Origin of the sequence: Streptomyces lomondensis, assembly GCF_014651035.1 — a bacterium.
In the GTDB taxonomy this organism is placed as follows: domain Bacteria; phylum Actinomycetota; class Actinomycetes; order Streptomycetales; family Streptomycetaceae; genus Streptomyces; species Streptomyces lomondensis.
In genome coordinates this window covers 376,443-388,117 of sequence record NZ_BMWC01000003.1, presented here as the reverse complement: position 1 = coordinate 388,117, position 11,675 = coordinate 376,443, and the positions used below count along the sequence as shown (strand labels likewise).

The following is an 11,675-nucleotide window of genomic DNA, read 5'->3' as shown; positions in this document are numbered from 1 at the left end:
CAAGTGATGTAACACCAGTGATGCTAAGAACACGTTCCAGTCGGCACAAGACCTGAACGAGCAAGCGCTTAGCAATCTGCCGGACGGGGTCAGTGCCCGTCCAGCTCCGCCGTCAGCCGCTTCGGCGCGATCACCCGATAGCTCTCCTCCACCCAGTCGCACAGCACCTCCGCGGCCGGGGCGCCCTCGTGTTCCAGGGGGATGCTCACCCAGCCCGCCTTGCCCAGGCCGTATCCGGCGGGCTCGGCGCCGGGGCAGGCCAGCGCGTGCGCGTGGGCCGTCTCGTCCTTGAGCTTCACCGTCACACCCAGGGGGTAACTGCCGTCCTCGACGCCGAGGAAGACGAACACCTTCTTGTTGACCTTCGCGACGGACTCGCCCCAGGGGAACTCCTCGACGGCACCCGGCAGCCCCAGCGCGAACGCGCGCACTTTCTCCCACTTCTTCAGGGCATTCCTGGGCACGGCCATCGTCGTCCTCCGGGCTCGTCGTCGGGCTCCGCACTCCTCACGCTAGCCTCGGCCACCGACAGCGGCACGGGCTGCACGACCGAGGGGTGTCATGAGCAGGCAAAACAGGACGGACCGTCCGTACGACATCGTGCTCTTCGGGGCCACCAGCTTCACCGGAGCGCTCACCGCGGAGTACCTCGCAGCCCACGCGCCGAAGGGGCTGCGCTGGGCGATCGCGGGCCGCAGCACCGAGAAGCTGGAGCGGCTGCGGGAGCGGCTGCCCGGCGGCGCGGAGGCCGGGGTGCTGCGGGCGGACGCTTCCGACCCGGACTCGCTGCGCGCCCTCGCCGAGCACGCGCGCGTGGTGGCCACGACGGTCGGCCCGTACGTGACCTACGGCGAGGACCTGGTCGCCGCCTGCGCGGACGCCGGGACCGACTACCTCGACCTCTGCGGCGAGCCCGAGTTCGTGGACCTGATGTACGTCCGGCACGACGCACGCGCGCGTGAGACCGGCGCACGGCTGGTGCACGCCGCCGGGTTCGACTCGATCCCGCACGACCTGGGCGTGTACTTCACCGTGCGGCAGCTCCCCGAGGGCGTGCCGCTGGCCGTGGAGGGCTTCGTCACCGCGGACGCCGCGTTCTCGGGCGGGACCTTCGCCTCCGCCCTCAACCAGTTCGCGCGGCAGCGGGAGATGGCTGCGGCCGCTCGGGACCGGCGGCGGCACGAGCCGCGGCTGGTGGGCCGGCGGGTGTCGGCGCCGGTGGGCGCGCCGCGGTTCGCCAAGGAGGTCGGCGCGTGGGCGCTGCCGCTGCCGACCATCGACCCGCAGATCGTGCGGCGCTCGGCGGCGGCGCTCGACCGGTACGGGCCCGACTTCCGCTACCGGCAGTACGCGGCCGTGCGGCACCTGCCGGTCGCGGTGGGCGGGGTCGCGGCCGTCGGCGCGCTGGTCGCGGCGGCCCAGGTGCCGCCCGCGCGGCGCTGGCTGTCCGGCCGGGTCAGGCCCGGGGACGGTCCGAGCCCGGAGAAGCGGGCGAAGAGCTGGTTCTCCCTGCGCTTCGTGGGCGAGGGCGGCGGCCGTCGGGTCTGCACGGAGGTCTCGGGCGGCGATCCCGGGTACGACGAGACGGCGAAGATGCTCGCCGAGTCGGCGCTGTGCCTCGCCCTCGACGACCTGCCGAGGACGGCGGGTCAGGTCACCACCGCGGTGGCGATGGGCGACGCGCTGATCGACCGGCTGCGCGCGGCGGGCATCCGCTTCCGCGTCGCGTCGGCCCGCTGAGGGGCCGCCGGACGGCCTACAGCGGCCACTCGGCGATCGTGTAGATCATCCCGGCGATCCAGGCGAACCCCGCCAGCACGGCGAGGATCAGCCCTATGGTGACGGCCCGCTCGACGGTCTGGGTCGGGCCGGCAACTGGCTTGGGGGCGCGGTGCGTTGTCATGCGCCCCAGCCTGCCGACGGGGGTGGCGGCCCGGCATCCGTACAGGTACTCAGAGCCGGTACTCAGATCGCACCGCCCGCTCGCGGCAGGGGCCTCCCCCGGTTTGAGACTTTCCGCGCCCCAGCCCGGGCGACAGCTCGGAAAGTGCCAACAAGGACTTCAATGAAACCATGGAAGGCATGAAGTTCCTTCTGGAAGTCACCATGGACGACGCCGCGTTGACCAAGGACCCGGCGGGCGAGCTGGGCCGGATTCTCAGGTACTGGGGCGGCAATCTGCGCCACTACGCGCTCGAACCCGGGGACGGGTCGGTCGTGTACGACTCGGAGTACCGCGAGGTGGGCCGCTGGCGCGTGGAGGCTCAGGCGGAGTAGGTCGCCCGCAGCGCCTGCCGGCACAGCGCGTCGGCCCTGCGCGTGGTCTCCGGGAGGCGGTACTCGGGGGTCAGGGCGAGGGTGTGGGCGCAGGCGTTCGCCAGGGTCACGCGGTGGCCCACGGAGACGAAGACCGGCTTGACGGCGTCCCGGGTGCGCAGGGCGCGGCCGACCTCCTCGGCACCGGCGAGCAGCGCGGAGGAACTGCCGCGCGGGGTGTCCGGGTCGTCGTAGGCGAAGGTGAAGGGGTTCTTGGCGACGCCGATCGTGGGCAGGCCGGTCAGGACGCCGAGGTGGCTGGCGAGGCCGAAGCGGCGGGGGTGGGCGAGGCCGTAGCCGTCGCAGACCACCAGGCCGGGCGGGCACGGCAGGGCGTCGAGCGCGGCGAGGACCGTGGGGATCTCGCGGAAGGCGAGGAGTCCGGGCACGTAGGGGAAGGAGACCCGGCCGACCGCCGTGGCCTCGGCGACCACGTCGAGCGTCGATGCGTCCAGTACGACCGCCGCGGCCGCGACGACGTCCCGTTCGTCGTCGTACGCGACGTCGACCCCGGTCACACGGCCCGTTCCGGGCGGCGGCCCCGGTTCGTCGAGGATCACGCGTGCGCGCAGTGCGTCCTGGACGGCGCGGGCCTGTTCCTCGGTGGCGGGCCAGTCCTCGGGGATGCGTACGGTCGTCATGGTGGGCACGAGCCTACGGGCAGCGCGAAGGCCGGCGGGCCCAGGGAGTCCCGCCGGCCTCGGGAGGCGTCTGCCTCACTTGCCCAGTGCGCGCTGCAGCTGGCTCTTGTTCATGCTGGAACGGCCCTCGACGCCCTTGCGCTTGGCCTCCTGGTACAGCTGGTCGTACGTGGGACCCTGGGACCCCTGGCCCGACCGCTGGCCGCCGCGCTTGCCGGACGACATGTCCTTCGTGGACGTGCGGCTGGCCGTCTTCGACTCGCCGGAGCGGGCGCGCTCCTTGTTCACCGTCCGGGCGGCGATCTCCTTGGCGCGGCCGGTGCCCTCGCCCCGCTCCTGCGCACTCTTCTTGATGTGCTCGTACTGCCGCTCCCGTTTGGAGCTCGAACCGCGTGGCATTACCGCTCACTTCCTTTCACTTCAGTGAACGAGTACCCACACTGCCAACAATCAGGGCATACCGCATGCTCAGTGCTCCAGGCGGGCAACGCGCCCCTTCTCCCCGGCGGCCCAGCAGGCTTGGTCCGGGGTGCAGTCGACGGTGTCGTAGGAGCCCGTGTCGACCGTGCGCCAGGTGCGGCCGCCGTCCGTGGTGAGGTCGGTGCCGGTGGGGCCGACCGCGAGGGCGGCGCTGCGGCTGTGCGGGAGCCAGGCGACACCGGAGCGGTAGGCGGCCGGGGGCATGGCGGCGGGGCGCCAGGCGCGGCCGCCGTCGGCGGTGCGGGCGGCGGCCCGCGGTGAGGGCTGATCCGGGCGGAAGTCGCCGCCGACGGCGAGACCGTGGGTGCGGTCGCGGAAGGCCAGGGCGAAGACTCCCCGGGCCGGGTCGCCCGCCGGGAGAGGGGTGTCGGTGGCCGTCCAGGTGAGTCCCCGGTCGGCGGAGTGCAGGACACGCGCGCGTGCGGCCCCGCCGGTGGCGAGCCAGACGTCCTTCGGTCCGGAGGTGACCAGGCACTGGCCGCTCGCCGCGAATCCGGCCTCCCCCTCCTGCGCGGGCGGCATGCCCTCGCTCGGCAGCACCCTCCAGGTACGGCCGCCGTCGCCGGTGGACAGGATGCGGAACCTGCCGTCCACCGGGTCGCTCATCGCGAGGCCGTGGCGGTGGTCGAAGAAGGCCATGCAGTCGTAGAAGGCCTTCGGGTCGGTGTTGCGGAAGGACTCCGTCCAGGTCGTGCCGCCGTCGTCGGTGCGGTACACGCGGGACGCCTCGCCCTCGCCGATGGCCAGGACGACGGCCCGGCGCGCGTCGAACGCCTCGACGTCCCGGAACTGCAACTCCGCCGCGCCCGGGGGCGAGACGTTCCGCCAGGTGGCGCCGCCGTCCGTGGTGCGCAGGACGGTGCCGCCGGTCCCGGCGGCCCAGGCGGTGTTCCGGCTGACGGCGGCCAGCCCGCGGAACCGCGCGTCCGGAGTGCCGGTGTCCTTGAGCTGCCAGTGCGGCACGCGGCGCTCCGGCTCGTGGGCCTGTGCCGGTGCGGCGGTCAGGGCGGCCAGTGCCGCCGCACACGCCGTCGCCGCAACCGTCCCGCGCCATGTTCGTCCCGTGCGTCGCGTGCTCCCCAAGCGCCTCATGGGCGGGGAAGCTAGCCCACCGCCCGGGTGCCGTCCAGACGGCCTCACGGGTGCCGCGGGCGTTCCGCCGGGCGCCACAAGTGCCTTTCGCGGCGCACGAGGAGAGCCACGTCACTCCTGTGCATGAACACGGTGACAGAGGTCACTCGCCCTTCGTGTGCACGGATTGGCTGATTCCGTCGTCTCTTCCAGTGCCCGGCCTCATCCGCCCGGAAGTGTCCGTCGCCGTCACAAGGGAGCAAGGCGTTGTCCATCGTCATCGAGCAGCCCGTGGAGGCCCGCCTCGTCGCCGCCGCGCCGCGTATGCCGAGCATTCCCGCGACGCTGCACTACGACCGGCGTGACCCGTTCGCCGTCCGCATGACCTTCCCCGCCCCGGCCACGCTGGAGGGCGTCGAGGTCTGCTGGACCTTCTCCCGCGAGCTGCTCGCCGCGGGCCTGAAGGGTTCCGAGGGCCACGGCGACGTACGCGTGCGACCGTACGGGTACGACCGCACCGTGCTGGAGTTCCACGCCCCGGAGGGGACCGCCGTGGTGCATGTCCGCTCCAGCGAGGTGCGCCGGTTCCTGGAGGCCACGAGCGAGCTCGTGCCCGTCGGCCTGGAGCACCTCCAGCTGGATCTGGACCACGGCCTCGCCGAGCTGATGCGCGACGCGTGCTGAGCTGACGCGCCCGGGACGGCGGGGACGCGGTCAGGGCGAGGCCGGTGCCGCCATCGCCGCGGACAGCGCCGTGCGCACCTCGCGCACGACGGTCACCAGCCCGGGCGAGGCCGCCCCGGCGCGCCCGGTCAGCTCCTCGACGCGCCGCGCGCGGGCGACGTGATCCTGGCCGAGGACGTCCGCCGCGGCGGCGAGGGCGACGACCGCCGCGTCCCGCTCGGCGACCTCGGCGACCGGTGACGGCCCCTGGAGGACCTGCCGCGCCTCCGCCCGCAGCGCGTCCACGACGGCGGCGCGCTCCAGCGCGTACTCCACGGACGGGAACACGCCGAGGACCCGCTTCCTCTCCGCCCGCAGCCACCCCTCGGCCACCAGCTGCTCGCGCACGGCGTCGAGGGTCACCCGCGCCCGCAGCGTCACCCACGTCCGCCAGGGGTGCGGGAACGACTCGCGGACGAGTTCCAGCAGCCCGTCGAGGACCGCGTCACCCGCGGCCGCGTCCAGGTCGACCGGCGTGGCGATGCCGTCCTCGTCGGTGAGCAGGCCGCGCTGGGCCAGTTCGGTGAGGGCGCCGGCGCGTACGAGGTCGGACAGGCGGGCGGTGCCGGTGGCCGTCGGCCCTCCGGTGTCCCAGGCCAGCAGGCAGAGCCGGGCCGGCAGCGAGAGCGGGCCGTGGGGCACGGGGCCTCCTCGGGGCGGGGAGATCGGGCTTCACGTTAATCCGTTGACAGGCTCCACGCCCGTTCCTACGGTGTACAGCGGTCCTGTTGCCGTCGATTGGAGAAGGACGTTGCTCGTCTGAGGTCCTGAGACACCGCCTCACACCGCTTTGGTGTGTGCGCCGCGTGCGACCTCGGCGATCGAGCCGTCCTCCGGTACAGGGCTTTTCTCATGCCCGTGGAGCCCCTCTCTCCTGGTCGCAGGTGTCTCGACACGCGCTTGCCCCTGTCTGCTTCGAGCAACCGCGAGTGAGGCCCACATGTCTACTTCCGTCACTGTCACATCTCTTTCGTTCACCTGGCCCGACGGCTCCCCCGTCTTCGAGGGCCTGGACGTCGCGTTCGGCCCCGGCCGGACCGGCCTGGTCGGCGTCAACGGCTCGGGGAAATCGACCCTGTTGAAGCTGATCGCCGGTGAACTCACCCCGGCCGACGGCACCGTGCGCGTGGCCGGCGAGGTCGGATACCTCCCGCAGAACGTCACGCTCGACACCGCCCTGCGCGTCGACGAGGCGCTCGGCATCGCCGACCGGCGGGCGGCGCTGCACGCCATCGAGGCCGGCGACGTGTCCGAGGCGCACTTCGAGACCGTCGGCGACGACTGGGACGTGGAGGAGCGCGCCCTGGCCACCCTCGGCGAACTCGGGCTCGGACACGTCGAGTTGGACCGCACCATCGGCGAGGTGTCGGGCGGCGAGTCGGTCCTGCTGCGGCTGGCCGCGCTGCTGCTGCACCGGCCCGACGTGCTGCTGCTCGACGAGCCGACCAACAACCTCGACCTCTACGCCCGCAGGCGGCTGTACGCGGCCGTGCAGTCCTGGCCGGGCGTGATGGTCGTCGTCAGCCACGACCGGGAACTGCTGGAGCTCGTCGACCAGATCGCCGATCTGCACGCCGGCGAGATCACCTGGTACGGCGGCAACTACTCCGCCTACGAGGAGGCCCTCGCGATCGAGCAGGAGGCAGCCGAGCGCATGATGCGCGTCGCCGAGGCCGACTTCCGCAAGCAGAAGCGCGAACTGGCCGACGCCCAGGTCAAACTGGCCCGCCGCAAGCGGTACGGGCAGAAGATGTGGGACCAGAAGCGCGAGCCGAAGATCGTCATGGGGGCGCGCAAGCGCGCGGCGCAGGAGTCCGCGGGCAAGCACCGGATCATGCACGAGGAGAAGCTCGCCGAGGCCCGGGAGCGACTCGACGAGGCGGTGGAGGCCGTACGGGACGACGACGAGATCCGCGTCGACCTGCCGTACACGGCGGTGCCGCCGGGGCGTACGGTCCTCACGCTCCAGGATGTCGGGCTCCGCTACGGCGGACGGGTGACGGGCGGTTTCGAGCTGCGCGGCCCCGAGCGGGTCGCGTTGATCGGGCGCAACGGCGCGGGCAAGACCACGCTGCTGCGCACGATCACCGGGGAGCTGCCCCCGGAGGCGGGCGAGGTGACGGCGCACGTCCCGCTGCGGTTCCTGCCGCAGCGGCTCGACGTCCTCGACGGGGAGCTGACGGTCGCCGAGAACGTGGCCCGGTTCGCGCCGGGCGCCACCAACAACCGGGTCCGGGCGCGGCTGGCCCGCTTCCTGTTCCGGGGCGCCCGGGCCGACCAGAAGGCGGAGACGCTGTCCGGCGGCGAACGCTTCCGGGCCGCGCTGGCCGCGCTGATGCTGGCCGAGCCCGCGCCGCAGCTGCTCATGCTGGACGAGCCGACGAACAACCTCGACATGGCCAGCGTGCGGCAGCTGACCACGGCCCTGGAGTCGTACGAGGGGGCGCTGATCGTGGCCAGTCACGACCTGCCGTTCCTGGAGTCGATCGGCATCACGCGCTGGCTGGTGCTGGAGGACGGAGAACTGAGGGAAATCACGTCAGAAGCTGTCGGGTATACCGCCTAGCGTCGCGTGCATGCCCGCATTCATCACCCTGACCGGAGCCCGCGAGAACAACCTCAAGGACGTCACCCTCCGCATCCCGAAAGGCCGGCTGACCGTGTTCACCGGCGTTTCGGGGTCGGGGAAGTCGTCGGTCGTCTTCGACACGATCGCGGTGGAGTCGCAGCGCCAGCTGAACGAGACGTATCCGTGGTTCGTCCGCAACCGGCTGCCCAAGTTCGAGCGGCCGCACGCGGACGGCATGGAGGACCTCACCCCCGCGATCGTCGTCGACCAGCGGCCGGTCGGCGGCCACTCCCGGTCGACGGTCGGCACCATGACGGACGTCTACTCGGTGATCCGGGTGCTGTTCTCCCGGCACGGCACCCCGAGCGCCGGACCGGCCACGGCGTACTCGTTCAACGACCCGTCGGGCATGTGCCCCGAGTGCGACGGCCTCGGCCGTACGGTACGGCCCGACTGGGACCGCATCCTGGACCCGGACCGCTCCCTGGCCGACGGGGCGGTCCGCTTCCCGCCGTTCGCCGCGGGGACCTGGCAGGGGCAGGCGTACACCAACAGCCCCGACCTGGACCCGGACAAGCCCGTGGGGCGGTTCACCGCCGCCGAGCGGGAGTTCCTGATGCGCGGGCGGCCCGGCAGCAAGGTCACCGTCAACGGCAGCGGCGGCACCTGGACCACCGAGTACGAGGGGCTCGCCGACCGCTTCGAGCGGCTGTACCTGAAGCGGGACCTGTCGGGCATGAGCCAGAAGACCCGCGACCTGGTCCGGGAGTTCCTGGCCGAGGGCACCTGCCCGGCCTGCCGGGGAGCACGGCTCAACGCGGCGGCGCTCGCGACCCGGATCGACGGCCGGTCCATCGCCGACTGCACCCGCATGCAGGTCACGGACCTGATCTCCGTACTGAAAGAGATCGACGACCCGGTGGCGGGGCCGGTCGCGGGGGCGGCCGTGGCCGCGCTGGAGCGCATCGAGGCGATCGGCCTCGGCTATCTCAGCCTCGACCGGGAGACGGCCACGCTCAGCGGCGGGGAGGGGCAGCGGCTGAAGACGGTGCGGCACCTCGGGTCCAGCCTGACCGGCATGACGTACATCTTCGACGAGCCGAGCGTCGGACTGCACCCGCGCGACGTGGGCCGACTCGGCGATCTGCTGCTGCGGCTGCGCGACAAGGGCAACACCGTGCTGGTCGTGGAGCACGACCCGGACGTCATCGCGCTGGCCGACCACGTCGTCGACATGGGGCCGGGGGCCGGCGCCGAGGGCGGCACGGTGGTGTTCGAGGGGACGCCGCGGGAGCTGGCCGCGTCCGGCACGCTCACCGGGCGCTGCCTGCGCAGGCGTACGGCGGTCAAGGAGGAGGTGCGCCGGCCCACCGGCGAGCTGTGGGTCAAGGGCGCCGACCGGCACAACCTGCGGGACGTGACCGTACGGTTCCCGACCGGGGTGCTGACAGCGGTGACCGGGGTCGCCGGGTCGGGAAAGAGCACCCTGGTCGGGGAGTTCACCGACGCCCACGAGGAGGCCGTGGTCGTCGACCAGTCGGCGATCGGGATCTCGGGCCGGTCCACCCCGGCGACCTACCTGGGGATCATGGACACGGTACGGAAGATCTTCGCCCGCGAGACGGGAGCCGAGGCGGGCTCGTTCAGCTTCAACTCCAGCGGGGCCTGCGGCACGTGCGAAGGCCGGGGCCTCATCTACACCGACCTCGCCTTCATGGACCCGGTGACGACGACCTGCCACGACTGCGAGGGGCGGCGCTTCAAGGAGGAGGTGCTGCGGCTGACTGTCCGCGGCCGGTCCATCGCCGACGTCCTGGAGATGACCGCGGAGCAGGCACTCGGCTTCTTCGACGACACGGGCGTACGGCGCCGGCTGCGCGCCCTGCGGGACGTCGGACTGACGTATCTGACGCTCGGCCAGCCCCTCTCGACGCTGTCCGGCGGTGAGCGGCAGCGCATCAAACTGGCCACGCGGCTGCACCGCACGGGCGCGGTCTACGTGCTCGACGAACCGACGACCGGCCTGCACATGGCGGACGTGGCGGGACTCGTCGCCCTGCTGGACCGGCTGGTCGACGAGGGCAACACGGTCATCGTCGTCGAACACAACCTGGACGTCGTGGCCCGGGCCGACTGGGTGATCGATCTCGGCCCGGACGGCGGCAGGGACGGCGGTGCGGTCGTCTTCGAGGGGACGCCGCGGCAACTCCTGGAGGCGGACGGGTCGTTCACCGCGGAGCATCTGCGGCGGGCAGTCCGGGCGGAGATCAGCGTGCCGGCGTGAGCTCGCCGGTGAGCCGTACGCCCGGGTGGGCCCTGTTGCTGACGACGGCGAGGCGGGGGCCGTGCGGATCGTGCTGCCACTGCCCGCCGACCAGCGGGAGGAGGGCGATGTTGGGGGTCGGCCCCCGGGTCCAGTCGAGGCGGCCGGCGATGGTGTCGAGGCTGGTGCCGGCGAGGGCCCGCGCGACGGACGCCCGGTCGGCGGGGTCGTCCGCGACCGTGAGGGCGTGGTGGGCGGTCTCCAGGAGGGCGTGGGCCAGGCCGAGGGGCTGGAGCCAGGCGGCTCCGGTGTCCCGCCGGTAGGCGTCGGCGAGCTCGGCGCAGGTGGTGCCGTCGAGGCCGGAGCGGTAGGGGTGGTCCGGGCTCCAGTACACGAGAGTGGCCACACGCGCGTCGGCGAGTTCGCCGTGGACGTCCGGGGCGGGGGTGGTGTGGGTGTGCGGGTAGGTCAGCCAGCGCGAGCAGGTGATCAGCCGCGGCCGCACCCCCGCCGCACGGGCCTGGCGGTGGAACAGGGCCAGGTCGGTGGCGGTGGCGGCGCTGGTGACAAGGTCGGCGCCCTGCTCCCGCATGCGCTCGACCTGGGCGCGGAAGCTGTCGGCCGGTTCCCGGTAGGCGCCGAGGTCGACCAGGGTGTGCCCGCGTGGGGACGTCACCGGGGCGAAGCCGTACCGGTCGTGGCGCAGCAGCGCGCCCTGGAGGTCGTCGTTCCACAGGCATCCGACGGCGCCCCGGCCGTCGACGCGCTCCCACAGGTCGGCGAAGACGGCGGCGATGTCGTCCAGCCCCCACGCGAAGTGGTACGTCCACCGGAACCGGTGCCCGGGCCCGGCCCCGCGGGTGTGGACGTACGCCTGCCACGGGAACGTGGTCGACACACAGGGGACCCCGGCCTGTTCGCAGGCGTCGGTGACGGCGGGCAGGACCCGGGTCCCGGCCATGGTGAGCACGAGGTGCGCGCCATCGGCCTCGGCCAGGTCACGCACCGCCCGCCGGGCCGCGTCCGGATCCGAGCGGCTGTCGCGCACGGCGACGGTCACGTCGTAGCGGCGGCTGCCGTTGCGGACGTGCGCCAGCCGGGGTGCGAGTCTGCGCAGGACGTACGACAGCGGTGACCCGAGAGGGGCCAGCCGGCCCGTCAACGGCGCGACCACGCCCACACACAAGGAAGTCGACGACACCGAGGCCCCTCTCTCTCCGCCGCTGTGGCTGCTCAGTGGCCGGAACGGTCCTTGGTGACACAGGTGGTCGTGCTGAACACCGCGACCGTCTCGTTGCCGCAGTTGTTGCTGTGGCCCGAGGCGTTCCGGGCGAAGAGCAGGTTGGACAGGACGCCGCCGCTGGGGCCCGCCTGGTCGCCGCCGCCCCTGCTGTCGTCCTCGGTCACACAGGTGCGCTCCTTGAAGAGCGCCACCTTGCCGGTGCCGCAGAGGTTGGCGTGGCCGGAGGAGTTCCTGCCGGAGACGTTGGAGAGCACTCCGCCCGCCCCCGCGTCGCCGTCCCCGGCATGGGCCGTGGCCATGCCGGCGGGAACAGCCATCAGCATCCCCACGATCGAGGCCACTACCGCCATGCGCCGCGTGCCGTACATC

Annotated in this window: 13 protein-coding genes; 5 read left to right on the top strand and 8 right to left on the bottom strand. The window is 72.8% G+C overall.

Going from position 1 to position 11,675, the window contains the following annotated elements; translation table 11 throughout:
- Window positions 1–89: 89 nt before the first annotated feature.
- Window positions 90–470 carry an MmcQ/YjbR family DNA-binding protein gene (locus IE255_RS13200; RefSeq protein WP_190050414.1) on the bottom strand — a complete coding sequence of 127 codons (381 nt, stop codon included), beginning with the start codon at window positions 468–470 and terminating at the stop codon, window positions 90–92.
- Between the two features lie 91 nt (window positions 471–561).
- Here IE255_RS13200 and IE255_RS13195 point away from each other — a divergent pair, with 91 nt between their 5' ends.
- On the top strand, window positions 562–1,740 hold the full coding sequence (locus IE255_RS13195; protein WP_190050413.1) for a saccharopine dehydrogenase family protein: 1,179 nt from the start codon (window positions 562–564) through the stop codon (window positions 1,738–1,740).
- Window positions 1,741–1,756: 16 nt separating this feature from the next.
- Here the strand turns inward: IE255_RS13195 and mmpA are convergent, their stop codons facing one another.
- On the bottom strand, window positions 1,757–1,903 hold the full coding sequence (gene mmpA / locus IE255_RS13190) for a morphogenic membrane protein MmpA (RefSeq protein WP_190050412.1): 147 nt from the start codon (window positions 1,901–1,903) through the stop codon (window positions 1,757–1,759).
- A gap of 179 nt (window positions 1,904–2,082) precedes the next feature.
- On the opposite strand from mmpA, the gene IE255_RS13185 reads away from it, so the two are divergent.
- The gene (locus IE255_RS13185) at window positions 2,083–2,277 is read left to right on the top strand and encodes a hypothetical protein (protein WP_190050411.1); all 195 of its coding nucleotides are present in this window, start codon (window positions 2,083–2,085) and stop codon (window positions 2,275–2,277) included.
- Here the strand turns inward: IE255_RS13185 and IE255_RS13180 are convergent.
- The 3 genes from IE255_RS13180 to IE255_RS13170 form a co-directional block, all read right to left on the bottom strand.
- On the bottom strand, window positions 2,265–2,957 hold the full coding sequence (locus IE255_RS13180; RefSeq protein ID WP_190050410.1) for an endonuclease V: 693 nt from the start codon (window positions 2,955–2,957) through the stop codon (window positions 2,265–2,267). The two genes, IE255_RS13185 and IE255_RS13180, sit on opposite strands and share 13 nt — an antisense overlap.
- 75 nt (window positions 2,958–3,032) lie before the next feature.
- Entirely contained in the window at window positions 3,033–3,356 is a 324-nt protein-coding gene (locus IE255_RS13175; RefSeq protein ID WP_190050409.1) for a plasmid stabilization protein, read from the bottom strand.
- A gap of 69 nt (window positions 3,357–3,425) precedes the next feature.
- Window positions 3,426–4,529: a WD40/YVTN/BNR-like repeat-containing protein gene (locus IE255_RS13170; RefSeq protein WP_229906382.1), complete on the bottom strand. Its 1,104-nt coding sequence runs from the start codon at window positions 4,527–4,529 to the stop codon at window positions 3,426–3,428.
- Window positions 4,530–4,775: 246 nt separating this feature from the next.
- On the opposite strand from IE255_RS13170, the gene ssgD reads away from it, so the two are divergent.
- A complete protein-coding gene (gene ssgD, locus IE255_RS13165) occupies window positions 4,776–5,192 on the top strand; it encodes a spore wall synthesis regulator SsgD (RefSeq protein ID WP_190050408.1) in 417 nt (138 codons plus the stop codon).
- Between the two features lie 30 nt (window positions 5,193–5,222).
- Here the strand turns inward: ssgD and IE255_RS13160 are convergent, their stop codons facing one another.
- On the bottom strand, window positions 5,223–5,873 hold the full coding sequence (locus IE255_RS13160) for a GOLPH3/VPS74 family protein (RefSeq protein ID WP_190050407.1): 651 nt from the start codon (window positions 5,871–5,873) through the stop codon (window positions 5,223–5,225).
- A gap of 298 nt (window positions 5,874–6,171) precedes the next feature.
- Here IE255_RS13160 and IE255_RS13155 point away from each other — a divergent pair, with 298 nt between their 5' ends.
- A complete protein-coding gene (locus IE255_RS13155; protein ID WP_190050406.1) occupies window positions 6,172–7,797 on the top strand; it encodes an ABC-F family ATP-binding cassette domain-containing protein in 1,626 nt (541 codons plus the stop codon).
- Between the two features lie 10 nt (window positions 7,798–7,807).
- Entirely contained in the window at window positions 7,808–10,084 is a 2,277-nt protein-coding gene (locus tag IE255_RS13150) for an ATP-binding cassette domain-containing protein (protein WP_190050405.1), read from the top strand.
- Here the strand turns inward: IE255_RS13150 and IE255_RS13145 are convergent.
- Together IE255_RS13145 and IE255_RS13140 are read right to left on the bottom strand one after the other, a co-directional pair.
- Window positions 10,068–11,264 (bottom strand): ABC transporter substrate-binding protein, encoded by a 1,197-nt coding sequence (locus IE255_RS13145; protein WP_190050404.1) that lies wholly within the window; start codon window positions 11,262–11,264, stop codon window positions 10,068–10,070. The two genes, IE255_RS13150 and IE255_RS13145, sit on opposite strands and share 17 nt — an antisense overlap.
- A gap of 32 nt (window positions 11,265–11,296) precedes the next feature.
- Window positions 11,297–11,674, bottom strand: coding sequence for a hypothetical protein (locus IE255_RS13140; protein WP_190050403.1), 378 nt, complete (start codon window positions 11,672–11,674; stop codon window positions 11,297–11,299).
- Window position 11,675: the final 1 nt, after the last annotated feature.

Bases quoted from the DNA above. Each gene is read 5' to 3' on its own strand.
- IE255_RS13200 (WP_190050414.1), bottom strand. From the start codon at position 470: ATGGCCGTGCCCAGGAATGCCCTGAAGAAGTGGGAGAAAGTGCGCGCG.
- IE255_RS13195 (WP_190050413.1), top strand. From the start codon at position 562: ATGAGCAGGCAAAACAGGACGGACCGTCCGTACGACATCGTGCTCTTC.
- mmpA (WP_190050412.1), bottom strand. From the start codon at position 1,903: ATGACAACGCACCGCGCCCCCAAGCCAGTTGCCGGCCCGACCCAGACC.
- IE255_RS13185 (WP_190050411.1), top strand. From the start codon at position 2,083: ATGAAGTTCCTTCTGGAAGTCACCATGGACGACGCCGCGTTGACCAAG.
- IE255_RS13180 (WP_190050410.1), bottom strand. From the start codon at position 2,957: ATGACGACCGTACGCATCCCCGAGGACTGGCCCGCCACCGAGGAACAG.
- IE255_RS13175 (WP_190050409.1), bottom strand. From the start codon at position 3,356: ATGCCACGCGGTTCGAGCTCCAAACGGGAGCGGCAGTACGAGCACATC.
- IE255_RS13170 (WP_229906382.1), bottom strand. From the start codon at position 4,529: ATGAGGCGCTTGGGGAGCACGCGACGCACGGGACGAACATGGCGCGGG.
- IE255_RS13155 (WP_190050406.1), top strand. From the start codon at position 6,172: ATGTCTACTTCCGTCACTGTCACATCTCTTTCGTTCACCTGGCCCGAC.
- IE255_RS13150 (WP_190050405.1), top strand. From the start codon at position 7,808: ATGCCCGCATTCATCACCCTGACCGGAGCCCGCGAGAACAACCTCAAG.
- IE255_RS13140 (WP_190050403.1), bottom strand. From the start codon at position 11,674: ATGTACGGCACGCGGCGCATGGCGGTAGTGGCCTCGATCGTGGGGATG.